Source organism: Pseudomonas sp. SWRI51, assembly GCF_014268825.1.
GTDB classification, from domain to species: Bacteria; Pseudomonadota; Gammaproteobacteria; order Pseudomonadales; family Pseudomonadaceae; genus Aquipseudomonas; species Aquipseudomonas farsensis.
In genome coordinates this window covers 34,862-61,180 of the sequence record NZ_JABWRG010000016.1, presented here as the reverse complement: position 1 = coordinate 61,180, position 26,319 = coordinate 34,862, and the positions used below count along the sequence as shown (strand labels likewise).

At 64.0% G+C, this 26,319-nt stretch carries 30 protein-coding genes; 19 read left to right on the top strand and 11 right to left on the bottom strand.

The window, feature by feature from the left end:
- Complete coding sequence (locus HU720_RS08080) at window positions 1–696, top strand: SPOR domain-containing protein (protein WP_186518928.1); 696 nt, start codon at window positions 1–3, stop codon at window positions 694–696.
- Window positions 697–749: 53 nt separating this feature from the next.
- Here HU720_RS08080 and HU720_RS08075 read toward each other — a convergent pair whose 3' ends face one another.
- Window positions 750–1,175: a TM2 domain-containing protein gene (locus HU720_RS08075; protein WP_186518926.1), complete on the bottom strand. Its 426-nt coding sequence runs from the start codon at window positions 1,173–1,175 to the stop codon at window positions 750–752.
- Between the two features lie 156 nt (window positions 1,176–1,331).
- Between HU720_RS08075 and HU720_RS08070 the strand changes: the two genes are divergently transcribed.
- Complete coding sequence (locus HU720_RS08070; protein ID WP_186518924.1) at window positions 1,332–1,973, top strand: NlpC/P60 family protein; 642 nt, start codon at window positions 1,332–1,334, stop codon at window positions 1,971–1,973.
- Between the two features lie 143 nt (window positions 1,974–2,116).
- Here HU720_RS08070 and HU720_RS08065 read toward each other — a convergent pair whose 3' ends face one another.
- A complete protein-coding gene (locus tag HU720_RS08065) occupies window positions 2,117–3,139 on the bottom strand; it encodes a PilT/PilU family type 4a pilus ATPase (protein WP_186518922.1) in 1,023 nt (340 codons plus the stop codon).
- Between the two features lie 65 nt (window positions 3,140–3,204).
- Here HU720_RS08065 and HU720_RS08060 point away from each other — a divergent pair, with 65 nt between their 5' ends.
- The 9 genes from HU720_RS08060 to HU720_RS08020 all read left to right on the top strand — a co-directional run bounded on the left by HU720_RS08060 (window position 3,205) and on the right by HU720_RS08020 (window position 9,770).
- Window positions 3,205–3,891 (top strand): YggS family pyridoxal phosphate-dependent enzyme, encoded by a 687-nt coding sequence (locus tag HU720_RS08060; protein WP_186518920.1) that lies wholly within the window; start codon window positions 3,205–3,207, stop codon window positions 3,889–3,891.
- A 38-nt stretch (window positions 3,892–3,929) separates the two neighbouring features.
- Window positions 3,930–4,748 (top strand): pyrroline-5-carboxylate reductase, encoded by an 819-nt coding sequence (gene proC, locus HU720_RS08055; protein WP_186518918.1) that lies wholly within the window; start codon window positions 3,930–3,932, stop codon window positions 4,746–4,748.
- An 11-nt stretch (window positions 4,749–4,759) separates the two neighbouring features.
- Complete coding sequence (locus HU720_RS08050; protein ID WP_186518916.1) at window positions 4,760–5,350, top strand: YggT family protein; 591 nt, start codon at window positions 4,760–4,762, stop codon at window positions 5,348–5,350.
- A gap of 87 nt (window positions 5,351–5,437) precedes the next feature.
- A complete protein-coding gene (locus tag HU720_RS08045; RefSeq protein WP_186518914.1) occupies window positions 5,438–6,577 on the top strand; it encodes a homoserine O-acetyltransferase in 1,140 nt (379 codons plus the stop codon).
- A 7-nt stretch (window positions 6,578–6,584) separates the two neighbouring features.
- On the top strand, window positions 6,585–7,205 hold the full coding sequence (gene metW, locus HU720_RS08040) for a methionine biosynthesis protein MetW (protein WP_186518912.1): 621 nt from the start codon (window positions 6,585–6,587) through the stop codon (window positions 7,203–7,205).
- 26 nt (window positions 7,206–7,231) lie between these two features.
- Window positions 7,232–7,666 (top strand): DUF4426 domain-containing protein, encoded by a 435-nt coding sequence (locus HU720_RS08035; RefSeq protein WP_186518942.1) that lies wholly within the window; start codon window positions 7,232–7,234, stop codon window positions 7,664–7,666.
- Window positions 7,663–8,259 (top strand): RdgB/HAM1 family non-canonical purine NTP pyrophosphatase, encoded by a 597-nt coding sequence (rdgB, locus tag HU720_RS08030; RefSeq protein WP_186518910.1) that lies wholly within the window; start codon window positions 7,663–7,665, stop codon window positions 8,257–8,259. Before HU720_RS08035 ends, rdgB begins: the two co-directional genes overlap by 4 nt.
- Window positions 8,256–9,434, top strand: coding sequence for a radical SAM family heme chaperone HemW (gene hemW, locus HU720_RS08025; RefSeq protein WP_186518908.1), 1,179 nt, complete (start codon window positions 8,256–8,258; stop codon window positions 9,432–9,434). Before rdgB ends, hemW begins: the two co-directional genes overlap by 4 nt.
- A gap of 9 nt (window positions 9,435–9,443) precedes the next feature.
- Complete coding sequence (locus HU720_RS08020; protein WP_186518906.1) at window positions 9,444–9,770, top strand: DUF3392 family protein; 327 nt, start codon at window positions 9,444–9,446, stop codon at window positions 9,768–9,770.
- Window positions 9,771–9,916: 146 nt separating this feature from the next.
- Here HU720_RS08020 and trmB read toward each other — a convergent pair whose 3' ends face one another.
- The 4 genes from trmB to HU720_RS08000 all read right to left on the bottom strand — a co-directional run bounded on the left by trmB (window position 9,917) and on the right by HU720_RS08000 (window position 12,189).
- Entirely contained in the window at window positions 9,917–10,639 is a 723-nt protein-coding gene (gene trmB / locus HU720_RS08015; protein ID WP_186518904.1) for a tRNA (guanosine(46)-N7)-methyltransferase TrmB, read from the bottom strand.
- Between the two features lie 9 nt (window positions 10,640–10,648).
- The gene (locus HU720_RS08010; RefSeq protein WP_186518902.1) at window positions 10,649–11,461 is read right to left on the bottom strand and encodes a thiazole synthase; all 813 of its coding nucleotides are present in this window, start codon (window positions 11,459–11,461) and stop codon (window positions 10,649–10,651) included.
- 53 nt (window positions 11,462–11,514) lie between these two features.
- Window positions 11,515–11,715 (bottom strand): sulfur carrier protein ThiS, encoded by a 201-nt coding sequence (thiS, locus tag HU720_RS08005; RefSeq protein WP_166885687.1) that lies wholly within the window; start codon window positions 11,713–11,715, stop codon window positions 11,515–11,517.
- A 102-nt stretch (window positions 11,716–11,817) separates the two neighbouring features.
- Window positions 11,818–12,189, bottom strand: coding sequence for a DUF423 domain-containing protein (locus HU720_RS08000; protein ID WP_186518900.1), 372 nt, complete (start codon window positions 12,187–12,189; stop codon window positions 11,818–11,820).
- 64 nt (window positions 12,190–12,253) lie between these two features.
- Between HU720_RS08000 and mtgA the strand changes: the two genes are divergently transcribed.
- Window positions 12,254–12,958 (top strand): monofunctional biosynthetic peptidoglycan transglycosylase, encoded by a 705-nt coding sequence (gene mtgA / locus HU720_RS07995; RefSeq protein WP_186518898.1) that lies wholly within the window; start codon window positions 12,254–12,256, stop codon window positions 12,956–12,958.
- Window positions 12,959–13,355: 397 nt separating this feature from the next.
- On the opposite strand, the gene rpoH is transcribed toward mtgA, so the two are convergent.
- The 4 genes from rpoH to ftsY all read right to left on the bottom strand — a co-directional run bounded on the left by rpoH (window position 13,356) and on the right by ftsY (window position 17,481).
- On the bottom strand, window positions 13,356–14,210 hold the full coding sequence (rpoH, locus tag HU720_RS07990) for an RNA polymerase sigma factor RpoH (RefSeq protein ID WP_186518896.1): 855 nt from the start codon (window positions 14,208–14,210) through the stop codon (window positions 13,356–13,358).
- A 108-nt stretch (window positions 14,211–14,318) separates the two neighbouring features.
- The gene (ftsX, locus tag HU720_RS07985; RefSeq protein WP_186518894.1) at window positions 14,319–15,344 is read right to left on the bottom strand and encodes a permease-like cell division protein FtsX; all 1,026 of its coding nucleotides are present in this window, start codon (window positions 15,342–15,344) and stop codon (window positions 14,319–14,321) included.
- Entirely contained in the window at window positions 15,341–16,012 is a 672-nt protein-coding gene (ftsE, locus tag HU720_RS07980) for a cell division ATP-binding protein FtsE (protein ID WP_011531723.1), read from the bottom strand. Before ftsE ends, ftsX begins: the two co-directional genes overlap by 4 nt.
- On the bottom strand, window positions 16,009–17,481 hold the full coding sequence (gene ftsY, locus HU720_RS07975) for a signal recognition particle-docking protein FtsY (protein WP_186518892.1): 1,473 nt from the start codon (window positions 17,479–17,481) through the stop codon (window positions 16,009–16,011). The genes ftsE and ftsY overlap by 4 nt, the downstream gene beginning before the upstream one ends.
- A gap of 234 nt (window positions 17,482–17,715) precedes the next feature.
- Between ftsY and HU720_RS07970 the strand changes: the two genes are divergently transcribed.
- From HU720_RS07970 to HU720_RS07945, 7 genes are all read left to right on the top strand, one after another.
- Entirely contained in the window at window positions 17,716–19,071 is a 1,356-nt protein-coding gene (locus HU720_RS07970) for a pitrilysin family protein (protein ID WP_186518890.1), read from the top strand.
- A complete protein-coding gene (locus HU720_RS07965) occupies window positions 19,064–20,557 on the top strand; it encodes a pitrilysin family protein (protein ID WP_186518888.1) in 1,494 nt (497 codons plus the stop codon). The genes HU720_RS07970 and HU720_RS07965 overlap by 8 nt, the downstream gene beginning before the upstream one ends.
- On the top strand, window positions 20,557–21,144 hold the full coding sequence (gene rsmD / locus HU720_RS07960; protein ID WP_186518886.1) for a 16S rRNA (guanine(966)-N(2))-methyltransferase RsmD: 588 nt from the start codon (window positions 20,557–20,559) through the stop codon (window positions 21,142–21,144). The genes HU720_RS07965 and rsmD overlap by 1 nt, the downstream gene beginning before the upstream one ends.
- 97 nt (window positions 21,145–21,241) lie before the next feature.
- Window positions 21,242–22,423, top strand: coding sequence for an insulinase family protein (locus HU720_RS07955; protein WP_346656565.1), 1,182 nt, complete (start codon window positions 21,242–21,244; stop codon window positions 22,421–22,423).
- Window positions 22,399–22,527, top strand: coding sequence for a hypothetical protein (locus HU720_RS24600; protein WP_346656564.1), 129 nt, complete (start codon window positions 22,399–22,401; stop codon window positions 22,525–22,527). The genes HU720_RS07955 and HU720_RS24600 overlap by 25 nt, the downstream gene beginning before the upstream one ends.
- Complete coding sequence (locus HU720_RS07950) at window positions 22,520–23,881, top strand: pitrilysin family protein (protein WP_186518884.1); 1,362 nt, start codon at window positions 22,520–22,522, stop codon at window positions 23,879–23,881. The genes HU720_RS24600 and HU720_RS07950 overlap by 8 nt, the downstream gene beginning before the upstream one ends.
- 60 nt (window positions 23,882–23,941) lie before the next feature.
- Complete coding sequence (locus tag HU720_RS07945) at window positions 23,942–24,934, top strand: hydrolase (RefSeq protein ID WP_186518882.1); 993 nt, start codon at window positions 23,942–23,944, stop codon at window positions 24,932–24,934.
- A gap of 392 nt (window positions 24,935–25,326) precedes the next feature.
- Here HU720_RS07945 and HU720_RS07940 read toward each other — a convergent pair whose 3' ends face one another.
- Window positions 25,327–26,181, bottom strand: a complete 855-nt coding sequence (locus HU720_RS07940; protein WP_186518880.1) for a sulfurtransferase — start codon at window positions 26,179–26,181, stop codon at window positions 25,327–25,329.
- Window positions 26,182–26,319: the final 138 nt, after the last annotated feature.

The window sequence follows — 26,319 nt, the reverse complement described above, 5'->3', positions numbered from 1 at the left end:
TTGGCTGCGAAGAAAAAACCCGCACCCAGGCGCGGCGCCAGCCGCCATCAACCCGCCGCCAAGCAGCCGATCCCTGGGTGGGTATGGCTGGCGGTCGGGCTGACCGTGGGCGCATTCATCGTCTTTTTGATGAAACTCGAACCCGGCGGCGGTGGCGACATCAAGCGCACCAAGCCAGACCAGCAGAAGGCCGACCGCGTCACCGAGGCGAGCAAGAGCACCGCGCCTGCGGTACAGCAACCGATCAAGCCCAAGTACGACTTCTACACCTTGCTGCCTGAATCGGAAGTCATCGTGCCGCCCGAGGCGGTGCCGGAGAAGACGCCACCGGTCCCCGTGGTGCCGACCACACCGGTAACCCCGGCAGAAGCGGCAAAGATCGACACCGCCCGCGCCCAGGCCGCGCTACAGGGGCAAACCCCGCCACCGGCACCACCGGTGATCAAGCCGGCCGCCACCACGCAGTTCTTCTTGCAGGCAGGCTCGTTCCGCAAGCAGGCCGATGCCGACAAGGTACGCGCGCAGATCATCCTGCTCGGCCAGGCGGTCAAGGTAGAATCGGGGACGGTCAAGGAAGAAACCTGGTACCGGGTCATGGTCGGGCCGTTCAGCAACCGTGAACAGCTGACCGTGGCGCAGAAGCAACTGTCCGGGGCAGGTTTCAGCAACCTGCTGCTGCAACAGCGCCGGCAGTAACCGAAAAGGCCTTGCCGCCAGCGTGCGACAAGGCCTTTTTTGATGGCTTCGGGTCAGACCCTGCGCCGTTCCGCGTTAACCTGCGAAACCTGGCTGTTGAGCGTCCAGAAGTCATACAGCACGCCCAGCAGGAACAGCCCGCCGGTAAAGAAGTAGACCAGCGCACTGATCCATTTGCCTTGGTACAAACGGTGCGCGCCGAAAATCCCCAGGAACGTCAAAAACAGCCATGCCAGGTTGTAATCGACGCTGCCTGACTGAAAACGCATGTCCGCTTCGCGGTCCATCGACGGAATCAGAAACAGGTCGATCAGCCAGCCGATGCCCAGAAGGCCCAGGGTGAAGAACCAGATCGTCCCGGTGATCGGTTTGCCATAGTAAAAGCGGTGGGCCCCGGTGAAGCCGAAGATCCACAGCAGGTAGCCGAGCACCTTGCTGTGGGTGTCGTTCACCGCCCCGTTTGGTGGATAACCATTCATTCCAAGCCCTCATGGGTTAGCCGAAAATTTTCTAACGAAAAATGTGACTTTTCTGTTTCTACCCGACATATGGTACGTGCGTAATCGACCAGCGGACCGAAGTTTGAGCAAAAAGCTGTTATAAAGTTGCGCGCCAACACCTATAAGAGCTTCAACATGCCGCCTTTCATCAAGCCATGGCTGACCCTCTGCCTTCTTTTACCGCTGGCGGCCCACGCCACCAATCGTGAGCAACGTCTGCCCAGCGGGTTCACCGGTTACACCTCAAACGCCGAAGCCACGGTAAAACGTGCCCCGGTGCACTACCGCAGCAGCGCCAGCGTGCGCGCCCGGCCCAACAACGCCGCGCGCCAGCAGGGCCTGCAAGCGGTGGCCATGTCGCCCAAGCAGAGCAGCGAAGTGCTCAGCCGTGCAGTCAATGTACTGGGCACGCCCTACCGTTGGGGTGGCAGCAGCCCGAAAAAGGGCTTCGACTGCAGCGGCCTGGTCAAGTACGCGTTCAACGACGTGGCCGACATCGACCTGCCGCGCACCTCCAATGCCATGGCCGAGGGCCAGGGTGTCAAAGTGCAGCGCGGCGAGCTCAAGCCGGGCGACCTGATCTTCTTCAACATCAAAAGCCGCCGGGTAAACCACGTTGCCATCTACTTGGGTAACGACCGCTTCATCCATGCGCCGCGCACCGGCAAACGGGTAAGCATCGACAACCTCAGCAAACCTTACTGGCAGAAGCACTACGTGGTCGCCAAGCGGGTATTGCCCAAAGAGCAACAGGCCCTGCGCCTGGCCAAGCGCTGAGACTGCAGCAACATCCTGCCTTACGCAGCCTCGTGTAGCAGCGGCCTTGTGTCGCGAAAGGGCTGCGTAGCGGCCCCAGGATTTTGGCATCACACACAATTGCTGGGGCCGCTACGCAGCCCTTTCTCGGCACAAGGCCGCTCCTACAGCATCCCGTGTCGCTTGTGGTTGTGGTCAGCAACCAAACCCTGCGCCTGCAACGCCTGCATCGCCCCCTCCAGGGTACGCATGCCCTGCGCCGCTCCAGCTTGCATAATCGACGGCAACTGCGCCATGCGCCCTTCGCGGATCAGGTTGCGCACCGCAGGCGTCGCCACCAGCACTTCGCGCGCTGCCACTCGCCCGCCCCCTTTGCGCCGCACCAGCACCTGGGCCACCACCACGCGCAGCGACTCGGCAAGCATCGCCCGCACCAGTGGCTTTTCCTCAGCGGCAAACACATCCACCAGCCGGTCGACGCAGCTCGCTGCCGAGCGCGTATGCACCGTGGCCAGCACCAGATGCCCGGTCTCGGCGGCGCGCAGCGCCAGGCGGATACTCTCAAGGTCGCGCAGCTCGCCAATCATGATGACATCCGGGTCCTGGCGCAGCGCACTGCGCAGGCCTTGGGCGAAGTCGCGGCTATGCACCCCGACCTCGCGTTGGCTGACCAGGCCCGACTGGCTGCTGTGGATAAACTCGATGGGGTCTTCAAGGGTGACGATGTGCAACGGCTGCTCGCGGTTCAGCCGCCCGAGCAGCGCCGCCAAGGTACTGGACTTGCCGCTGCCCGTGGCGCCAGCCACCAGCACCAGGCCGTCGCGGCATTGCGCAATGCCCTGAAATACATCGCCTAGCCCCAAATGGTCGACATCAGGCACCTGCGTCGCGATTACCCGAGCGCTCAGCGCCGGGCCGTTGCGCTGGCGGTACAGGTTCAGGCGAAAACGCCCAAGTGCCGGCAGGCTCAAGGCCAGGTCCAGCTCATCGCCAGCCCCCCAGCGCTCCCGCTGGGCCGCATCGAGCAGGCCGGTGAGCGCCCGCTCCAGGGCATCGGCTGGCACAGCCGGGCAAGCCAGGCGTTGCAGCTCGCCGTCAACGCGCAGCAGCGGGCTCTCACCGGCTGCCAAGTGCAAGTCGCTGGCCCCGGCCAACACGGCCCGGCGCAACAAGTCAGTCACATCCATGAGACTCCCCAACGGCCATCAAGCAGGTAGAATGCCGCAGACTCCAACACCGGCGGCGACGATCCATGTCCACCCTAGCAGACAACATTAGCGCCATTAACGCCCGCATCCACGCTGCAGCGATGGCTTCAGGCCGTGACCCGGCTGCCGTGCAATTGCTGGCTGTCAGCAAGACCAAGCCCGCCGCCGCGATCCGCGAGGCCTACGCCGCAGGCCTGGCCGATTTTGGCGAGAACTACCTGCAGGAAGCCCTGACAAAACAACAGGAACTGTCTGACCTGCCCTTGATCTGGCACTTCATCGGCCCCATCCAATCGAACAAGACCAAGGCCATCGCCGAGCACTTCGATTGGGTACATTCCGTGGACCGCCTGAAAATCGCCCAGCGCCTCAGCGAACAACGCCCGGCCGGCCTGCCCGCGCTCAATGTGTGCTTGCAGGTGAACGTCAGCGGCGAGGCGAGCAAATCCGGCTGTGCCCCCGCCGACCTGCCAGCCCTGGCCGCAGCCGTCAGCGCCCTGCCTGGCCTGCGCCTGCGCGGGCTGATGGCAATCCCGGAGCCCACCGAGGTGCGCGCCGAGCAAGAGGCGGCGTTTGCCACCCTGGCGCAGTTGCAGGCCCAGTTGGGCCTGGGCCTGGACACCCTGTCGATGGGCATGAGCCATGACCTTGAAGCCGCCATCGCCCAAGGGGCGACCTGGGTGCGTATCGGCACCGCCCTGTTCGGTGCGCGCGATTACGGCCAGCCCTGAATCCATGCTTAACTCACGCTTTCGCACAAGGACCTGACATGAGCAAGACTCGTATTGCCTTTATCGGCGCCGGCAACATGGCCGCCAGCCTGATCGGCGGCCTGCGCGCCCAGGGCCTGGATGCCGCGCACATTCGCGCAAGCGACCCGGGCGCCGAAACCCGCAGCCGCATCAAGGCCGAACACGGCATCGAAACCTTCGAGCACAACGCCGAGGCTATCGAGGGCGCCGACGTCATCGTGCTGGCGGTCAAGCCGCAGGTGATGAAAGCGGTTTGCGAAACCCTCAAGCCCAGCCTCAAGGCCGGCCAGCTGGTCGTGTCGATTGCCGCCGGCATCACCTGCGCCAGCCTGCAAGCCTGGCTTGGCAACATTGCGGTAGTGCGCTGCATGCCTAACACCCCGTCGCTGCTGCGCCAAGGCGCCAGCGGCCTGTACGCCACCGAGCAGGTGTCTGCCGAACAACGCCAGCAGGCCGAGCAGTTGCTGTCGGCCGTGGGCACGGCGCTGTGGCTTGAGCAAGAACAGCAACTCGATGCCGTGACCGCCGTTTCCGGCAGTGGCCCGGCGTATTTCTTCCTGTTGATCGAAGCCATGACCGCTGCCGGCGAAAAACTCGGCCTGCCGCGCGAAACCGCCTCGCAACTGACCCTGCAAACCGCCTTGGGCGCCGCACACATGGCGGTGGCCAGCGACGTCGACGCCGCCGAACTGCGCCGCCGCGTCACCTCGCCTGCCGGCACCACGGAAGCGGCCATCAAGTCGTTCCAGGCCAGCGGTTTCGAGGCCATCGTCGAACAAGCACTGCAAGCCGCCGCCCAGCGTTCCGCCGAACTCGCCGAACAATTGGGCAAATAAGGAGCCGTTGAATGAATGCACTGTCAGGCGCTGCGATTTTCGTGGTGCAAACCCTGGTCAGCCTGTACCTGGTGATTGTCCTGCTGCGCTTTGTGCTGCAACTGGTCAAGGCCGACTTCTACAACCCACTCAGCCAGTTCGCCGTGCGCGCCACCCAGCCGCTGCTCAAGCCGCTGCGCCGCATAGTGCCGAGCATTGCCGGCCTGGATACCTCGTCGCTGCTGCTGGCGATCATCATCCAGGCGCTGCTGATGGCCTTCGTGCTGATGGTCACCTACGGCACCTTCGGTGATGTGCTGCACCTGCTGATGTGGGCGATCCTTGGCATTACCTCGCTGTTCCTGAAAATCTTCTGGGTGGCGATGATCGTCATGGTGATCGTCTCGTGGGTTGCGCCCAACAGCCACAACCCCGCCGCCGAGCTGGCCAACCAGATTGCAGAGCCGGTACTGGCGCCGTTCCGCCGCCTGGTGCCGAACCTGGGCGGCATGGATATTTCGCCGATCTTCGCCTTTATCGCCATCCAGGTGATCCAGTCGTTCATCATGCCTGCCCTGGCCGCCTATGCCGGCATGCCGCAAGAGCTGTGGCGGATGATCTAAGCCGCACGGCCCCTGTGGCAAGCCATTGCTTGCCGCAGGGGGTAGCGCTCTTTAGACTTACGCCTCCGTCAAGCGTGAGCAGGGTCGATGTCCACAGTCTTTCCCGAAGATTCCGTCGGTCTGGTAACCCCCCAGATCGCCCGGTTCGATGAACCGTTGGCCCTGGCCTGTGGCCGCTCGCTGGCCTCGTACGAACTCATCTACGAAACCTACGGCCAGCTCAATGCCAGCGCCAGCAACGCCGTGCTCATCTGCCACGCACTGTCTGGCCACCATCACGCTGCCGGCTACCACGCAGCCACCGACCGCAAGCCGGGCTGGTGGGACAGCTGCATCGGGCCAGGCAAGCCGATCGACACCAATCGCTTCTTCGTGGTCAGCCTGAACAACCTCGGCGGCTGCAACGGCAGCACCGGCCCCAGCAGCATCAACCCGGCAACCGGCAAGCCCTACGGGGCGGACTTCCCGGTACTGACCGTGGAAGACTGGGTGCACAGCCAGGCGCGCCTGGCCGACCGCCTGGGTATCCATACTTGGGCCGCCATCGTTGGCGGCAGCCTGGGCGGCATGCAGGCGCTGCAATGGGCCATCACCTACCCGGACCGCGTGCGCCACTGCGTTGACATCGCCTCGGCGCCCAAGCTGTCGGCGCAGAACATCGCCTTCAACGAAGTGGCGCGCCAGGCCATCCTCACCGACCCTGAATTCCATGGCGGCTCGTTCCAGGACCAAGGCGTGATCCCCAAGCGCGGCCTGATGCTGGCGCGCATGGTCGGGCATATCACCTACCTGTCGGATGACTCGATGGGCGAGAAATTCGGCCGCGAGCTCAAGAGCGACAAGCTGAACTACGACTTCCACAGCGTGGAGTTCCAGGTCGAGAGCTACCTGCGTTATCAGGGCGAGGAGTTTTCCGGGCGTTTCGACGCCAACACCTACCTGCTGATGACCAAGGCGCTGGACTACTTCGACCCGGCCGCAGCCCACGGCGGCGACCTGGCGGCCACCCTGGCCGGGGTCACGGCAAACTTCTGCATCATGTCGTTCACCACCGACTGGCGCTTCTCGCCGGCCCGTTCGCGGGAGATCGTCGATGCGCTGATGGCCGCGCGCAAGAATGTCTGCTACCTGGACATCGACTCGCCGTATGGCCACGACGCCTTCCTGATCCCGACGCCTCGCTACATGCAGGGTTTCTCCAACTACATGAACCGCATCGCCCTCTGAGGACCGCATGAGAGCCGACCTGGAAATCATCCACGACTGGATCCCCGCCGGCAGCCGGGTACTCGACCTTGGCTGCGGCAACGGCGAACTGCTGGCCTCGCTGCGTGATCGCAAGAACGTCACCGGCTACGGCCTGGAAATCGACGCCGACAACATCGCCGACTGCGTAGCCCGTGGCGTCAACGTCATCGAGCAGGACCTCGACAAAGGCCTGGGCAACTTCGCCAGCAACAGCTTCGATGTGGTGGTCATGACCCAGGCGCTGCAGGCCGTGGAATACCCCGACCGCATCCTCGACGAAATGCTGCGCGTGGGCCGACAGTGCATCATCACCTTCCCCAACTTTGGCCACTGGCGCTGCCGCTGGTACCTGGCGACCAAAGGGCGCATGCCGGTGTCGGACTTCATGCCGTACACCTGGTACAACACGCCGAACATTCACTTCTGCACCTTCGAAGACTTCGAGAACCTGTGCCGCGCACGCAACGCCAAGGTGCTCGACCGGCTGGCCGTAGACCACCTGCACCGTAATGGGCTGGGCGGCCGGCTTTGGCCTAATCTTCTAGGGGAAATCGGTATCTATCGGGTCAGCAGTCCGGGCTTGCAGGAGCATCAGCTCGCAGTCTGACCGTCATCCAACGGAGAAATGGCATGATGCGTCGCCTAGCAGTAGCCCTGTTCAGTCTGTGCCTGGCCTTGCCGGCCATGGCAGCCGATGCCGCCAGGCCCGAGCGCAAGGAAGTGTTTGGCGATGTGACGGTGCATTACAACGCCTTCAGCTCAAGCATGTTGCAGCCGCAAATCGCCACCAACGTGGGCGTCCAACGCAGCAAGAACCAGGGCGTGCTCAACATTGCCGTGCTCAAGGCCGGCAAACCGGCCATGGCGGTCGTCAGTGGCACCGTCAAGGACCTCACCGGGCGCAGCAGCCCGCTGTCGTTCAGGCAGGTCAGCGACGGTGGCGCGGTGGGCTATATCGCCCAGTTCAAGATCGAACAGCCCGAAACGCTGGTCTTCGACCTGAATGTCGAAACCGGCGGGGTCAGCCATAAACTCAGCTTCAGTCAGGAAGTCTTCCCAGGGCAATGATGAACCTTACCCAACTCGTGCTGGCCAGCCACAACGCCGGCAAGCTCAAGGAACTGCAGGCCATGCTCGGCGAGGCCGTGCAACTGCGCTCGATTGGCGAGTTCAGCCAGGTCGAGCCTGAAGAAACCGGCCTTTCGTTTGTCGAGAACGCCATCCTGAAGGCGCGCAACGCCGCGCGCATTTCCGGCCTGCCGGCACTGGCCGACGATTCGGGCCTGGCCGTGGATTACCTGGGCGGCGCCCCCGGCATCTACTCCGCGCGCTATGCCGACGGCAAGGGCGATGCGGCCAACAACGCCAAGCTGCTCGAGGCGCTCAAGGACGTGCCGCAGGAGCAACGTGGCGCGCAGTTCGTCTGCGTGCTGGCGCTGGTGCGCCATGCCGATGACCCGCTGCCGATTCTGTGCGAAGGCCTGTGGCATGGCAGCATCCTGTTCGCCGCCAGCGGCGAGCATGGCTTTGGCTACGACCCGCTGTTCTGGGTGCCGGAGCGCAACTGTTCAAGCGCGGACCTGGCCCCTGTCGACAAGAACCAGCTCAGCCACCGCGCCCGCGCCATGGCCCTGCTGCGTCAACGCCTGGGCCTGGCATGACCGTCACGCCGTCCACGCAGCCGGCCGGGCTGGTCCTTGCCGAGCTGCCGCCGCTGTCGCTGTATATCCATATTCCCTGGTGCGTGCGCAAGTGCCCGTACTGCGACTTCAACTCGCACCAGGCCGGCCCGACGCTGCCCGAAGACGCCTACATCGATGCCCTGCTCGCCGACCTCGACCAGGAACAGGCCGCGGTTCAGGGCCGCAGCATCAGCACGATCTTCTTTGGCGGCGGCACCCCGAGCCTGTTCAGCGCCGATGCCCTGGGCCGGCTGCTGCGCGGGGTCGAGCAGCGCATACCGTTCGCTGCCGATATCGAAATTACCCTTGAGGCCAACCCCGGCACCTTCGAGCAGGACAAGTTCAAGGCCTACCGGCAGACGGGTATCAACCGCCTGTCCATCGGCATCCAGAGCTTTCAGCCGGCCAAGCTGGAAAAGCTCGGGCGCATCCACAACGGTGACGAGGCCATTCGCGCCGCTGGCATGGCCCGTGCGGCGGGGTTCGACAACTTCAACCTCGACCTGATGCACGGCCTGCCCGACCAGTCGCTGGACGATGCCCTGGGCGACCTGCGCCAGGCCATCGAGCTTGGCCCGACGCACCTGTCGTGGTACCAGCTGACCCTGGAGCCGAACACGGTGTTCTGGAGCCAGCCCCCGGAGCTGCCTGAAGACGACATCCTGTGGGACATTCAGGAAGCCGGGCAAACGCTGATGGCCGAGCACGGCTACCGCCAGTACGAAGTGTCGGCCTACGCGCTGGCCGGGCGCGCCGCCCGGCATAACCTCAATTACTGGCAGTTTGGCGACTTTATCGGCATTGGTGCCGGCGCCCACGGCAAGCTGTCGTTCCCCGACGGGCGCATTCTGCGCACCTGGAAGACACGCCTGCCCAAGGATTACCTGAACCCGGGCAAACCCTTCAAGGCCGGTGAAAAGCTGCTGCCCGCCGAGGAGCTGCCGTTCGAGTTCCTGATGAACGCGCTGCGCCTGAGCGATGGCGTGCCTGCCGAGCTGTTTACCGCGCGCACCGGGCTGCCGCTGGCGCAACTGGCCCAAGCCCGCCGTGACGCCGAACAAAAGGGCCTTTTACAGGTCGAACCGGATCGTCTGGCGGCCACCCCGCGCGGGCAGCTGTTCCTCAACGACCTGCTGCAGTACTTCTTGAATTAAGGATGACCCATGGACCTGGTGCTTGACCTGCTCTCGACCGTTTCCCGCTGGAGCCGCAGCAACCTGTCGGAAATTTCGCTGGCCTTGGTAGGCTGCCTGCTGGTGCTGTTCGGCACCGATATCAAAGCCTGGGTCGAAGGCCGCCTGGGCGGCCTGGCCGGCGCCTTGCGCGTGCCGTTCATGGCTTTGCTGGTGATGATCGGCAGCGGCGCGGCGCTCATCTATGCGACGCCGTGGGTGGTGCGCGGGCTGAGCCAGTTCAACAACTATGCGCTGGCACCGGTGCTGCTGGTGGTGCTTGTGTTGATCGGCGTAGTGGCTGACCGGCGCGGGTAGGCTTGGCCTTGACTGGCAATTCGGACTTCACCCGGTCAGTGTAGGAGCGGCCTCGTGCCGCGAAAGGGCTGCTGCGCAGCCCCGGCGATCTTGCATGGGGCCGCTACGCAGCCCATTCGCGACACAAGGCCGCTCCTACAGCTTGCTCAGTCCACTTTCTCGAACTTCAGATCCCACACCCCATGCCCAAGGCGCTCACCGCGGCGCTCGAACTTGGTGACCGGGCGCTCTTCAGGGCGCGGCACGTAGGTGCCATCGGCGGCCTGGTTGCGGTAACCGGGCGCTGCGCTCATCACTTCGAGCATGTATTCGGCATACGGCTCCCAGTCGGTCGCCATGTGGAACACACCACCGACCTTGAGCTTGCTACGCACCAGCTCGGCAAAACCCGCCTGCACGATGCGGCGCTTGTGATGGCGCGCCTTGTGCCATGGGTCTGGGAAGAACAGCATCAGCCGGTCAAGGCTGTTGTCAGCCACGCAGCGGTTGAGCACCTCGATGGCATCGCAGTCGTACACGCGCAGGTTTTTCAGGCCTTCGGTGAGCACCCCGTTAAGCAGCGCGCCGACACCTGGGCGGTGCACTTCGACGCCAATGAAATCCAACTCCGGCGAAGCCGCTGCCATTTCCAGCAGCGAATGGCCCATGCCGAAGCCAATCTCCAGGGTGCGCGGCGCCGAGCGGCCGAACACCTGGTCGAAGTCCACGGGGCTGTCGGCCAGCGGCAGGATGAACTGCGGGCCGCCTTGGTCGAGGCCGCGTTGCTGGCCTTCGGTCATGCGCCCGGCGCGCATCACGAAGCTCTTGATGCGGCGGTGCGGGCGTTCTTCGCCGTCAGCGGTAATCGGCGTTTCTTGCGAGTCAGTCATCGGGGGCTCTTACTTGATCAGACCTTCCAGCGGCGAGGACGCGCTGGCATAGAGTTTCTTCGGCATGCGCCCGGCCAGGTATGCCATGCGCCCTGCCAGAATGGCGTGTTTCATCGCCTCGGCCATCATCACCGGCTGCTGGGCGTGGGCGATTGCCGAGTTCATCAGCACCGCCTCACAGCCCATTTCCATGGCGATGGTCGCATCGGAGGCAGTACCGACGCCTGCATCGACCAGCACCGGGACCTTGGATTCCTCCAGGATGATCTGCAGGTTGTACGGGTTGCAGATGCCAAGGCCGGTACCGATCAGGCCGGCCAGGGGCATGACCGCGATGCAGCCGATTTCGGCCAACTGGCGAGCGATGATCGGGTCATCGCTGGTGTAGACCATCACATCGAAACCTTCCTTGACCAGCACTTCGGCAGCCTTGAGGGTCTCGATCACGTTGGGGAACAGGGTTTTCTGGTCGGCCAGCACTTCCAGTTTGACCAGCGTGCGCGTCTCGTGGGACTTGCGCCCATCGAGCAGTTCACGGGCCAGACGGCAGGTGCGTACCGCCTCGACCGCATCGAAGCAGCCAGCGGTGTTGGGCAGGATGGTGTATTTGTCAGGCGACAACACATCGAGCAGGTTCGGCTCGCCGGCATTCTGGCCCAGGTTGGTGCGGCGCACGGCAACGGTGACGATCTGCGAACCCGAGGCTTCGGTGGCCAGGCGGGTTTCTTCCATATCACGGTACTTGCCGGTGCCGACCAGCAGGCGCGACTGGAAAGTACGCCCGGCCAGGATGAAAGGCTTGTCGCTGCGAACGTTGCTCATCGTTGTTCCTCGGTAAAGGTTACGGGGCTTGCAGGTGAATTGCGGCGCTGGGCTTAACCGCCGCCGATGGCGTGAACCACTTCGACCTGGTCGCCTTCGCTCAACAGCGTGCTTTCGTGCTGGCTGCGCGGCACGATGTCCAGGTTCAGTTCTACCGCCACCCGACGGCCAGCCAGCTCAAGCCGGCCCAGCAGGGCTGCAACGCTTTCGCCTGCGGGCAGTTCGTAGGGCTCACCGTTCAATTGAATGCGCATGCGCACGGCCACCATTGTGCTTTGGGGCACGCATTCTAGCCCCGATCCGCCCTGCAACCCAAGGGCGGGCGGCGCCATTAGTCGCGATTGTGGACTGCCTGGTCAGCCCAGGCGCCAGGCGGCCAGCCCCAGGCACAGCCAGCCACCCAGGAAGCACAGGCCGCCGAGCGGGGTGATGATGCCGAGCTTGCTCACGCCGGTCAGGGTGAGCAGGTACAGGCTGCCGGAGAACAGCACGATGCCGACCGCAAACATCACCCCCGCCCAGCCCACCAGGCGGCCCGGCAAGTGCGCGGCCAGCACCGCGACGCCGAAGATCGCCAGGGCATGCACCAGTTGGTAGGTCACACCAGTATGGAAAATCGCCAGGTAGTCGGCGCTCAGGCGGTTTTTCAGGCCATGGGCGGCGAACGCGCCAAGGGCCACGCCAGTGAAGCCGAAGAACGCGGCAAGCATCAGGAAGCTGCGAAGCATGGGACGACTCCTCGAAACGGGTCTGTATAATGGCCCGTTCCATCGGTCGGGCCAAGCCATCACCATGTTGTCATCTATTCTGCGTCGCCTCACCCGCGCCCTGCTGTGGTTCGCTGCCGGCAGCATCGCCTTGGTCCTGGTGCTGCGCTGGGTGCCGCCGCCGGGCACCGCGCTGATGGTCGAGCGCAAGGTGCAGTCGTGGGTCAGCGGCGAGCCGATCGACCTGCAGCGCGACTGGACGCCCTGGGCGCAGATTTCCGATGAACTCAAGGTGGCGGTGATTGCCGGCGAAGACCAGAAGTTCGCCAGCCACTGGGGGTTCGATGTTCCGGCCATACAGGCGGCGCTGGCCTACAACGAGCGTGGCGGCAAGGTGCGTGGCGCCAGCACCCTGACCCAACAGGTGGCCAAGAACCTGTTCCTGTGGTCTGGGCGCAGTTGGCTGCGCAAGGGCCTGGAAGCCTGGTTCACGGCGCTGATCGAGCTGCTCTGGCCCAAGGAGCGGATTCTTGAGGTGTACTTGAACAGCGCCGAGTGGGGCAAAGGCCTGTTCGGCGCGCAGGCTGCGGCGCGCTATCACTTTGGTGTCGATGCCAGCCGCCTGAACCGCCAGCAGGCCGCGCAACTGGCGGCGGTGCTGCCAAGCCCGATCAAGTGGAGCGCCAGCCGCCCCAGCGCCTACGTGGCAAGCCGCGCCGGGTGGATTCGCCGGCAGATGAGCCAGCTTGGCGGGCCGAGCTACCTGATGCAGCTGGACCATTCGCGCTAGGGCCCTGTTCGGGCCAAGCCCGCTCACAGCCATGGGGGAGCACAGTTATGCGCAGGCCTGTACCGACCTCATCGCAGGCTTGCGCCAGCTCCCACAAAGATCGTGCTCAACCGCAACATTGCTGGTTGGACCCAATCCTGTGGAAATGATTGATACTTGTGGCGAGCGGGCTTGCCCCTTGAGTTTTCAGGGCTGCTGCGCAGCCCAACGCGGGACAAGCCCGCTCACCACAACTGTCTATCGTTTCCCATAGGATTGGGTCCAACCAGCAATGTTGCGGTTGCGCATGGCCTCTGTGGGAGCTGGCGACAGCCTGCGATGGCCTGCAACGCAGGCCCCATTGAAAAAGCCGCTGTCTCTTGCAAGAGCAGCGGCTTTTTCGTACAGCCCTGGCAGATCACACAGTGATCAGTGCCTTGACCTTGTTCATCGCGTTCTTTTCCAACTGGCGAATACGCTCAGCCGACACGCTGTACTTCTCAGCCAGCTCGTGCAGCGTGGCTTTTTCTTCGGCCAACCAGCGCTGGTAGAGGATATCGCGGCTGCGATCATCCAGGCCTTGCAGGGCTTCGTGCAGGTTGCTGGTGGAGTTGTCGCTCCAATCGGCGTCCTCAAGCTGCATGGCCGGGTCGTAGCGGTGGTCTTCAAGGTAATGCGCAGGCGACTGGAACGCGCTGTCGTCGTCGGCTTCTGCTGCCGGGTCGAAGGCCATGTCATGGCCGCTGAGGCGGCTTTCCATCTCGCGCACTTCGCGCGGCTCGACACCCAGGCTCTCGGCGACACGATGCACTTCATCGTTGTTCAGCCAGGCCAGGCGTTTTTTCTGGCTGCGCAGGTTGAAGAACAGCTTGCGCTGGGCCTTGGTAGTAGCGACCTTGACGATGCGCCAGTTGCGCAGGATGAACTCGTGAATTTCAGCTTTGATCCAGTGCACGGCAAACGACACCAGACGCACACCCATTTCCGGGTTGAAGCGTTTGACGGCCTTCATCAGCCCCACGTTGCCTTCCTGGATCAGGTCGGCCTGGGCCAGCCCGTAGCCTGCGTAGCTACGCGCGATATGGACGACGAACCGCAGGTGAGCCATCACCATTTGCCGAGCGGCTTCAACATCCTGCTCGTAATAGAGACGCTCGCCCAGTTCACGCTCCTGCTCGACCGTCAGCAGCGGAATGCTGTTGACCGTGTGCACATAGGCTTCCAGGTTTGCACCGGGCACCAAGGCATAGGCAGGTTGCAACGAAGTGGTCATTCAAGTACCTCCGACTCACTGGACTCGTGCCTTGTGGGCACTGCCAGCATAGACCCGGAACCACTGGACAAGTTCCGATGAAAAAAAGTCAATACTGGCTAAAAAACATTATCGCGGGGCCAGCTCGTTCAGGTGGCGGGCCACCGCGATCCATGCACCGATATACCCTAACAGTACCGCACTGATCAAGAGCGACAGACCATCGGACGGCGGCACGCCGCCCAGGGCGAAGTCGCTGCCGTACAGCCCGGACAGCTCGACGACCGCGCCGTTGAGCCAGTTCAGGCCGAACGCCAGGATGCCCCAGGCCAACACGCCAGCGCCAAGGCCGTAGAACGCGCCCATATAGAGGAACGGCCGGCGCACATAGGCGTCGGTGCCACCCACCAGCTTGATCACCTCGATCTCGACGCGGCGGTTCTCGATATGTAGACGAATCGTGTTACCAATTACTAACAGCAAGGCAGAAACCAGCATCACCGCGAGGCCGAAGACAAAGCGGTCCCCCAGCTTGAGGATGGCCGCCAGCCGCTCGACCCAGACCAGGTCCAGCTGCGCCGCCTCGACCCGTGGCAGTTCCGCCAGGCGCTGGCGCAAGGCCTCCAGGGCGGGCTTGTCGACTTCGGTCGGGGTCACCACCACAACGCCTGGCAGCGGGTTGTCCGGCAGCTCGCGCAGCGCCTCGCCCAGCCCCGACTGCTGCTGGAACTCCTGCAGCGCCTGCTCGCGGCTGATGAACTGCGCCTCGGCAACCCCAGGCATGTCCTTGATCTCGTCGCGCAAGGCCTCGCCATCGGCACTGCTGGCATCGAGCTTGAGATACAACGAAATCTGCGCCGCGCGCTGCCACGAGCCGCCGAGTTTCTCGACGTTCTTGAGCAGCAGCGACAGGCCCATAGGCATGCTCAAGGCAACGGCCATCACCAGGCAGGTGAAGAAACTGCCAATCGGCTGTTTGCCCAGGCGCCGCAGGCTGTCAACCAGGCTGGCCCGGTGGCTTTCCAGCCACGCGTGCAGCAGCGTGCGCAAGTCCGGGCCGTCGTCGTCATGGTCGCCGCGCTTCTTTTTTGCAGGCTGCGGGTCGGCGGCCTTGGGCGCTACGCGCTCGGCTACCTTGGATGAACGTGTACTCATTGCCCGGCCTCCCCATCGCCGATCAAGCGGCCGCGTTGCAGCGTCAGCATGCGGTGGCGCATGCGCGCGATCAGCGCCAGGTCGTGGCTGGCGATCAATACCGTGGTGCCCAGCCGGTTGATGTCTTCGAACACACCCATGATCTCTGCCGCCAGACGCGGGTCAAGGTTACCGGTAGGTTCGTCGGCCAGCAGCAAGGCCGGCTGGTGGACGATGGCGCGGGCAATACCCACGCGCTGTTGCTGGCCGGTGGACAGGTCGGCTGGGAACAGCTCGCCCTTGTCGCTCAGCGACACCCGCTCCAGCGCCGAGTCCACACGCTTGGCGATCTCGGCCTTGGACAGGCCGAGAATCTGCAGCGGCAGGGCAATGTTGTTGAACACCGTGCGGTCGAACAGCAACTGGTGGTTCTGGAACACCACGCCGATCTGCCGACGCAAAAAAGGTATCTGCGCGTTGCTGATCTGGCCGAGGTCCTGCCCCGCCAACAGCAGTTTGCCGCTGGTCGGGCGTTCCATGGCCAGCAACAGGCGCAGCAAGGTGCTCTTGCCGGCGCCGGAGTGGCCAGTGACGAACAGGAACTCGCCACGGCGAGCGCGGAAGCTCAGCTCGTGCAGGCCGACATGGCCGTTGGGGTAGCGCTTGGCGACCTGTTCGAATCGGATCATGCAGGGTCTCGCTCGGCGAACAGCGCCTTGACGAAGGGTTCGGCCTCGAAGGTGCGCAGGTCGTCGATACCCTCGCCCACACCGATGAAGCGAATCGGGATGTTGAACTGCTTGGCCAGGGCGAAGATCACCCCGCCTTTGGCGGTGCCGTCGAGCTTGGTCAAGGCCAGGCCTGTCAGTTCAACGCTCTGGTTGAAGTACTTGGCCTGGCTGATGGCGTTCTGCCCGGTGCCGGCATCGAGCACCAGCAGCACTTCGTGGGGTGCGTCGGCGTCGAGCTTGCCGATGACCCGGCGCACTTTCTTGAGCTCTTCCATCAGGTTGTCTTTGGTGTGCAGGCGCCCGGCGGTATCGGCGATCAGCACATCGACGTTACGCGCCTTGGCAGCCTGCACGGCGTCGAAGATCACCGAGGCGGAATCGGCGCCTGTGTGCTGGGCAATGACCGGGATCTGGTTACGCTCGCCCCACACCTGCAACTGCTCCACGGCAGCGGCGCGGAAGGTGTCGCCAGCCGCCAGCATGACTTTCTTGCCTTCAAGCTGCAGCTTCTTGGCCATCTTGCCGATGGTGGTGGTCTTGCCGGCGCCGTTCACGCCCACCACGAGAATCACGTAGGGCTTGCTTTGCGATTCGATTTTCAGCGGCTGCTCGACCGGGCGCAGCAGCGCGGCCAGTTCGTCCTGCAGCGACTGGTACAGCGCGTCGGCATCGGCCAACTGCTTGCGGGCGACTTTCTGGGTGAGGTTCTGCACGATCAGCGAGGTGGCCTCGACGCCCACGTCGGCGGTCAGCAGGCGGGTCTCGATTTCATCGAGCAGGTCATCGTCGATGACTTTTTTGCCCAGGAACAGGCTGGCCATACCCTCGCCGATGCTCGCGCTGGTCTTCGACAGGCCTTGCTTGAGGCGTGCGAAGAAGCCCGGCTTGGCCGGTTCAGCAGCAGTTGGCTCGGCAGCAGGGGCTGCAACCTCGGCCGGCACCTCGGCTACCCGCGGCGCCGGCTCAGGAGCAGGCTCGACCTCGGGCGCTGTCACTACCTCAGGGGCGGGACGCTCCGGGATAGCGGGTGGCGGCGTGGGTTCGAGGTCCGGCACCAGGGCAACCGGCTCTTCGGCAACTGGCAGTACCAGGTTGCTGACCGGCGCCTCAGGCGCGTGGACGGGTGCAGCAGGCACCACCGGCTCGACCACCGCAGCCGGCTCAGGCTCAGGCAGCGGCTGCGGTTCGGCCAGCGGCAGCACCTCAGGCAGCGGCTCAGCCTGCGGCGCAGGCGCCTCGGCCACGGGCGTTGGCGGCTCAACCACAGCGGGCTGTTCAACAGGCGCAACAGGCTCTACAGCCGGCGCGGTGTCGGTTTGTGGCTGTTCGGCGACAGGGTGTTCCGGCTTCTTGCGGAACCAGCTGAACAGGCCTTTCTTTTCGCCAGCCGGGGCCGGCGCTTTTTTGTCGTCGTTGGAACCAAACATGGAAGACGGCTATCTCAGGGTAGCGATGCGCCAGCAGTGGCGTATCGGGAATTCTCGACTCACGCAGAACAGACTATTTTGTATCCGGCTGGTTCACGCGCAACGTTTTGTCGTAAGGACCTGTGGGCCAGAACGGCGACAGGCATGGTCGCCAGGCAACCGGATCAGTATCCTAGCACCTCCTGGCCCGCCGACGCTAAACCCAAGCGGGCCGCCGAACAGGTTAAACACCGTATGAATGCTCTAGCCCGCCGCGCCGCTGGCCTGTTGCTCGGCACGCTGTGCCTGCCGCTTGCGGCTTTGGCTGCCGATGTGCAGCCCACCCACGAATTCATCCTCGATAACGGCCTTAAAGTGGTCGTGCGCGAGGACCACCGTGCCCCGGTGGTGGTTTCGCAGATCTGGTACAAGGTCGGCTCCAGCTACGAAACGCCGGGCCAGACCGGTCTGTCCCATGCCCTCGAACACATGATGTTCAAAGGCAGCGCCAAGGTTGGCCCGGGCGAAGGGTCACGGATTCTGCGCGACCTGGGCGCCGAAGAAAACGCCTTCACCAGCGACGACTACACCGCCTACTACCAAGTGCTGGCCCGCGACCGCCTGCCGGTAGCGCTGGAGCTCGAAGCCGACCGCCTGGCCAGTCTGCGCCTGCCGGCCGACGAGTTCAGCCGCGAAATCGAGGTCATCAAAGAGGAGCGCCGCCTGCGCACCGATGACCAGCCCGGTTCCAAGGCGTTCGAACTGTTCCGCGCCATGGCCTACCCGGCCAGCGGCTACCACACCCCGACCATCGGCTGGATGGCCGACCTCGAACGCATGAAGGTCGAAGAGCTGCGCCATTGGTACGAGTCCTGGTACGCACCCAACAACGCCACCTTGGTGGTGGTCGGTGATGTCACCGCTGACGAGGTTAAAACCCTCGCGCAGAAATACTTCGGCGCCATCCCGCGCCGCGCCGTCCCGCCAAGCAAGCTGCCACTTGAACTTGCTGAACCTGGGCTGCGCCAGCTCACCCTGCATGTGCGCACCCAGCTGCCTAGCCTGATCTACGGTTTCAACGTACCCGCCATGGCCACCGCCAAGGACCCGCGCACGGTCAATGCCCTGCGGCTCATTTCGGCGCTGCTCGACGGCGGCTACAGTGCACGCATGCCGGCGCGCCTGGAGCGCGGCCAAGAGCTGGTGGCAGGCGCCTCGTCCAGCTACAACGCCTTCACCCGTGGCGACAGCCTGTTCCTGATTTCCGCAACGCCCAACGTGCAAAAGCAGAAAACCCTGGCCGACGTCGAAAAAGGCGTGTGGCAATTGCTCGATGAGCTAAAGAACACCCCGCCGAGCGCTGAAGAACTCGAGCGCGTACGTGCTCAGGTGATCGCCGGGCTGGTCTACGACCGTGACTCCATCAGCAGCCAGGCCACCACCATTGGCCAGCTCGAAACCGTGGGTTTGTCCTGGAAGCTGATTGACAGCGAACTGGACGACCTCAAGCGCGTCACCCCGCAAGACATCCAGAACGCCGCACGCACCTACTTCACCCGCGAACGCCTGAGCGTTGCCCACGTACTGCCTGAGGAGTCCGCTCATGAGTGATCGCAGCGCACCCCGCTACACCCTGTTCGGCCTGGCCCTCATCGCCGCAGTGGTGGGTGCGGCCCTGTTGCTGGCACGCCCGGCGCAGTCAGACAACGCCAGCAAACCCGCCCCCGCGGCTCGCCCGGCCAATTCGCTGCAATCGCTGGCCGAGCTGGACGGTAAAGCCCCCAGCCGCCGCCAGTTGAACATCCAGCACTGGAACACTGCCGAAGGCGCCCGCGTGCTGTTCGTCGAAGCCCGTGAACTGCCGATGTTCGACCTGCGCCTGACCTTCGCCGCTGGCAGCAGCCAGGACGGTGCCACCCAAGGCCTGGCCACACTGACCAACGCCATGCTCAACGAAGGCGTAGCCGGCAAGGACGTCACTGCCATCGCCGAAGGCTTCGAAGGCCTGGGCGCCGACTTCGGCAATGGCGCCTATCGCGACATGGCCGTTGCCTCGCTGCGCAGCCTCAGCGCCACCGACAAACGCGAGCCGGCCCTGAAGCTGTTCACCGAGGTGGTCGGCCAGCCGACCTTCCCCGAAGACGCCCTCAAGCGCATCAAGAACCAGCTGCTGGCCGGTTTCGAATACGAGAAGCAGAACCCGGGCAAGATCGGCGGCAAGGCGCTGTTCGCCAACCTGTATGGCAATCACCCGTATGCTCATCCAAGCGACGGCACCGCGCAGAGCATCCCCGGCATCACCTTGCAGCAATTGCGTGACTTCCACGGCAAAGCCTATACCGCTGGCAACGCGGTGATCGCGCTGGTCGGCGACCTCAGCCGCAGCGAAGCCGAAGCCATCGCCGCGCAAGTATCCGCCGGCCTGCCCAAGGGCCCGGCCCTGGCCAAGCCCGCGCAGCCCGCAGAACCCAAGCCTGGCATCACCCACATCGATTTCCCGACCAAGCAGACCCACCTGATGCTGGCCGAGCTGGGTATCGACCGCACCGACCCGGATTGGCCGGCGCTGTCGCTGGGCAACCAGATCCTCGGCGGCGGTGCCTTCGGGACTCGCCTGATGAGCGAGGTGCGCGAAAAACGCGGCCTTACCTACGGCGTTTACTCGGCATTCAGCCCGATGCAGGTTCGTGGCCCGTTCATGATCAACCTGCAAACCCGCGCCGAGCTCAGCGAAGCCACGCTCAAGCTGGTTCAGGACATCCTTACCGACTACCTGAAAACCGGCCCGTCGCAGCAAGAGCTGGACGACGCCAAGCGCGAATTGGCCGGCAGCTTCCCGCTGTCCAACGCCAGCAATTCGAGCATCGTCGGGCAATTGGGCGCCATCGGCTTCTACAACCTGCCGCTGACCTGGATCGAGGACTTCATGCAGCAGTCCCAGGCGCTGACGGTAGAGCAGGTCAAGGCGGCGATGAACAAACACCTGGCAGCCGACAAACTGGTGATCGTCACCGTTGGCCCGAAAGTCGCGCAGCAACCCCTGCCGGCCCCTACTGACAAAAACACCGCGCAACCGCTCGGCGTACCGGAGCACTGATGGCACGTACACCCACCCAACCGCAAAGCAGGGGCGCAGGCCACCTGCGCATCATCGCCGGCGAATGGCGCAGCCGTCGCCTGGCGGTGCCCGAAGGCGATGGCCTGCGCCCAACCCCGGACCGCGTGCGTGAAACCGTCTTCAACTGGCTGGCGCCCTATATCGAGGGCGCCCATGTGCTCGATGCCTTTACCGGCAGCGGTGCTCTGGTGCTGGAGGCCCTGTCGCGCGGGGCCGAGAACGCGGTGGCGCTGGACAGCAACCCGGCCGCCATTGCCAACCTCAAGCACAACCTCGAACTGCTGCGCTGCCCGCGTGGGCAAATCCTGCAGACCGACGCCCTGCGCTATCTGCAAGGGCCGGCCAAACAGCAGTTCGATGTGGTGTTCCTTGACCCACCATTCCACCAGGACCTGCTGGCCAACACCTGCAACCTGCTGGAACAGGGCCAGTGGTTGCGCGAACAGGCTTGGGTCTACACCGAAAGCGAAGCGGCCCCGTCCAGCCTGGCGCTGCCCGGCAACTGGCGCCTGCACCGCGAGAAAAAGACCGGCCAGGTGCACTATTCGCTTTGGCAGCGCGGCTGAGCGTCACCCTTGCAGCTAGCGGCTCATAGATAGTTACCGCAACCTCCCCTGAGGCATGACAGACACTCCGCGCTCCCCCAAAGGAGCCACTTTTGTCATGCCTAACCCTCCTTCCACCTTGCAGCACTTCACGTTGGCGAACGGCCTGCGTGTGTACCTGCGCGAGGACCGCCGCGCCCCGTTGGTCAGTATCCAGCTGTGGTACCACGTCGGCGCAAGCTACGAACCAGCTGGCCAATCGGGCCTGTCCCACGCCCTGGAACACTTGATGTTCGAGGGCAGCAGCAAACTGGCGCCGGGCGAGTACACCTCGCTGATGATCCTCATTGGCGGCGAGCCAAACGCTTTCACTACCGTAGATGCCACCGTCTACCCACTGACGGTGCCCAGCCACCGCGTGGAAATTCCTCTGGAAGCCATGGCCGATGCCATGGCCAGCGCCAGTTTCGAGGAGGCGCCCTTTACCCGTGAGCGCGATATCGTCCTGAGCGAACGGCGCAAGAACGTCGACAATAACCCACTGGCGAGCGCGATCGAGGCCCATGAAGCACTCGCCCACGGCAGCAGCCCGTACGCCAGCCCTGTAATCGGCCATCGGGCAGACCTGGAACAGTTGACGTCCGCGACCACACGCGATTGGAAGCAGACCTGGTACCACCCAAACAACGCAACGCTGGCAGTTGCCGGGAGCATTGGCCTGGAGCAACTGCAGGCCATGGTCGAGCGACATTTTGCAGACATTGCGCAAGCCGAGCTGCCCGCCGCTGCGCAGCCCCGACAGGACGCAGTGCTCGCCAAGCGTACTCAAACCGTCTCCAAGCCAGGCCTGCGCGACGGCGTGCTGATGAGTTTCAATGTCCCAAGCCGGGCAACTGCAAGCAGCACGGAACAGGCGCTGGCATTAAGCCTTCTGCCTGACCTGCTCTGCGACGGCTACGGTGCGCGCCTGCGGCGCTTGCTGATCAATGATGAAACCATCCTGCTGAACATGAGCTGCAAATACGCCTCCCTCAGCCGCGGCGACACGCTGTTCAGTATTTTTGCCTACAACAACCCCAGTAAAGGCTCTCAGCAAGAGGCTGCAGAACGCATTTTTGCCGAGTTGGGCAAACTGGCCGGGCAGGCCCGACGCAAGCTGAGCTGGAGCGCGCCCGGGCGCGGTTGCTTGCCCGCCAGGTATTCGGCCGCGACAACATCGCCAATCAGGCTGCAGCTATCGGCGAGTTCGCCGTTGGCGGGCTTGACCCGCTGCTTATGGATAACGATGCACAAGCGCTGAAGGCCGTCACGCTTGAGCATGTCAAGGAGGCCGCGGCGCAGTTCTTGCGCGAAGACCTGCAAACCATCACCTTCCTGCAAACCGAGGAACGCCGCGATGACTGATACCCTGTTGCCCAACCAAACCACCACCCGGCTGCTCAGCGCGCAAGGCCTGGTACTTGATGAACCAACGCTCATCAATACCGAAATTCAATCCTGGACCGACGAAAGCGGAGCACGGGTTCGGTTCATAGAGTCGCACGGGTTGCCCATGGTGGATGTGCAGTTGGTGTTCAAGGCCGGCACCACCCAGGACACCGATTACCCCGGGCTCGCCGCCTTGACCCTGTACAACCTCGATGAAGGCAGTGCAGGCAAGAGCGCCAGCGAATTTGCCGAGCGCCTGGAATCGCTGGGGGCGCTATTCGAGAAAAGCTCACGCCTGGAATACAGCACCTTGACCCTGCGCACGCTGAGCGCCAAGGAAGTGCTCGACCCCGCTCTCGCGCTGTTCACCGACCTGGTGGCGCGCCCCGACTTCCCGGCCACGGGCCTGGAGAAGGTCAAAGCCCAATTGCTCGGGCAACGGGCCGGGCTAGAAAAATTCCCACCGATCAGGGCCACCGCCGAAGTCTATCGGCACCTGTTCGCGGGCCATCCCTACGGCACCCCCGAGGGCAGTTCGGAGCAAGGCATTGCGGCCATTACCACCGACGACCTCAAGGCTTTCCATGGCAAAGCCTACTCGGCAAACAACCTTGAGATCTCGCTGGTGGGCGATCTGTCCCGCGAGGATGCCGAGCGGATTACCCAGCAGCTCAGCCAGGCCTTGCCCCAAGGCTGGGCAGCCGCCGAACTGCCACCGTTGCCGACCCCGTCGCCTGGCCGCATCCACATCGAGCAGCCCGGCGCCAGCAATGTAATGGCCTTGGCCCTGCCCATGGCTGTGCCCGCAGATGCCCCCGCGCAACTGAACCTGATTCTGGCCAACGAGGTACTCGGCAGCGGCCTCAACTCCAGGCTGATGCAGGCGCTGCGACAGCAACGCGGTTTGACCTACGACATCAGCTCGGCGCTGAACCCGTTGCGGGTAGGCGGGCTGTTCATGGTGCGCTGGGAAGTGGCTGCCGAATTCGTCGATGCCTCGCTGCAACTGGTTCGGCAAACCGTGCAGGATTTCATCGAGCAAGGCCCTACCGCCGCTGAGCTGCTGGCGGCTCACCGGCAACTGACCGGCCCGATGCTGCGCAACGTCGCGCAGAACCGGCGATTGGCCGCGCTGCTGGGCGAAATGGGTTACAAGCAGCTGCCCGACGACTATCTGTCGACCTACCTGCCGCGCCTCGCCGCACTCACGCCTGAACAGGTGCGCGAAGCCTTGCAGGCCAACCTCGATATCAACATGAGCATCGAGGTGAGTGTCGGCCCTGCTGCCGACCAGAAACCGCTGCCGCCAGTACCTGCCGACGAGCAGTGACACAGGCAACCCGGCGCTGTTTCATGGCACTCTAGGCAGGCACATCATGAGCCGCAAAGAATGCCCAGTCACAGCGCCACCTTCCACCCGGCCATCGGCCTGTCCAACCCGCACCTGCAGACCCTGTGGGGCCCGCTCTGGCGCAAGCTGCCCGCGCTTGAGCGCAGCCGCGAGCGCCTGTGGCTGGCCGATGGCGATTTTCTCGACCTCGACAGCTACGGCCCGCACCAGGCCGACGCGCCCTTGGTGCTGGTGCTGCACGGGCTGACCGGGTCGTCCTCATCGCACTATGTAAAAGGCTTGCAGCTGGCATTGCAGGCACGCGGCTGGGCCAGCGTGGCAGTGAACTGGCGCGGCTGCTCGGGTGAGCCCAACCTGCTGGCGCGCAGCTACCACTCAGGCGCCAGCGGAGATTTGGCCGAAACCATCCGCCACCTGCGTGCCCAGCGCCCTCTGGCGCCGCTTTATGCGGTGGGGTACTCGCTAGGGGGCAATGTGCTGCTCAAATATCTGGGCGAAAGTGGCGCGGACAGCCAGTTGCAGGCCGCGGTGGCGGTTTCCGTGCCGTTTCGCCTCGACCAGTGTGCAGACCGCATTGGGCTGGGCTTCTCCAAGGTGTACCAGGCGCATTTCATGCGCGAGATGCTGGCCTATGTGCAGGGCAAGCAGCAGCATTTTCGTGATAACGGCCACCACGAGCGGCTGGCCGAAATCGAGCGCCTGGGCTCGCTGCGCAACCTGCGCACCTTCTGGGACTTTGACGGCAAGGTGACCGCGCCGCTCAACGGGTTCAAGGACGCCGACGAATACTATCGGCATGCCTCAAGCCGCTATTATCTGGGCGAGAATCGCACCCCGACGCTGATCATCCAGTCCAGCGATGACCCGTTCGTGTTCAACCACAGCCTGCCCGAGCCTGGCGAACTGGCCGCACTGACGCAACTTGAGCTTCACCCGCGCGGGGGTCATGTGGGCTTTGTCGAAGGCAGCCTGCGCCAGCCGGGCTATTACCTTGAGCGGCGCATTCCGCAGTGGTTGATCGAGGGGCAATAGCGCACCACCTGCTGCCCATCGCGGGGTTGGCGTTTTGGGGGAGCGCAGTTAGGTGCAGGCCTGTTCCGGCCTCATCGCAGGCTGTCGCCAGCTCCCACAGAGGCCATGTTCAACCGCAACCTTGCTGGTCGAACCCAATCCTGTGGGAAATGATAGAGAGTTGTGGCGAGCGGGCTTGTCCCGCGTTGGGCTGCGCAGCAGCCCTGAAAACCCAAGGGGCTGCGGCGCAGCCCAACGCGGGGCAAGCCCGCTCGCCACCAGGGTATGTCTGGCGGGAACAGGCTTGTACAAAACCATAGAATCTCCCACAGTGAATGTGTCCAGCCTCGATATTGTGGGTTGACCCAGACCCTGTGGGAGCGGGCTTGCCCCCGCGATGCGCCGCGTGCCCGTCAGTCGCCCTTGGCCACCGGATGCCGGGGGTCGTTGATCCACTCACTCCAGGACCCGGCATACAGCCGAGCCAACGGATACCCGGCCAGCGCCAGCGCAAACAGGTTGTGGCAGGCCGTTACCCCCGAACCGCAATAGGCCACCAACCGTTCGGGGGCCCGGCCTTGAAGCTTCTCGGCGAAACGCTGGCGCAGTAGCTCAGGCGAGAGGAAGCGCCCATCCGGCCCAAGGTTTTCGGTAAATGCCGCACACTGCGCGCCCGGAATATGCCCAGCCACCGGGTCGATCGGCTCCACTTCGCCACGAAAACGCGGCAGCGCGCGGGCATCCAGCAAGGTCATCTCAGGGTCGTTCAGGCGCCTGGCAAGATCTGCGGCATCGATCAGCAGGCCCATGTCCGGCTCGCCGCTGAACATACCTTCACGGCGCGGCGGCGGGTCCAGGCTCAACGGCAGCCCCGCCGCATGCCAGGCCTTGAGCCCGCCATCGAGGATGAACACCGCATCGCGCTTGCCAAGCCAGGCCAGCAACCACCAGGCGCGGGCCGCGAATGCGCCGGGGCCGTCGTCATACAGCACCACTTGGCTGTCGTTATCCACCCCCCATTCGCGCAGGCGCTGGGCCACGTGCTGGGGGTCGGGCAACGGGTGGCGGCCGCTCTGGCCCTTGATCACCGGCCCGCTCAGGTCACGCTCAAGGTCGGCGAAATGCGCACCGGCAATATGGCCCAGCGCATAGCTACGCTGGCCGTAGTCGATGTCTTCCAAGGCAAAGCGACAATCGAGGATCACCATACCCGGGGCTTCCAGACGCTCAGCTAGCTGCTGTGGGGTGATCAGTTGCGCGAGGGGCATGACAATCTCCGATAAATTAATGGCTGATGCCGCGGTGGGCCAGGTGAGCGGCGCGCAAATGGCTGCAGTTGTGGCAGAAAAAGCACTCTTGCAGCAGCGCATTAGAGTATAGGCTCTAGCGACCTTCTGCCTGGCTGC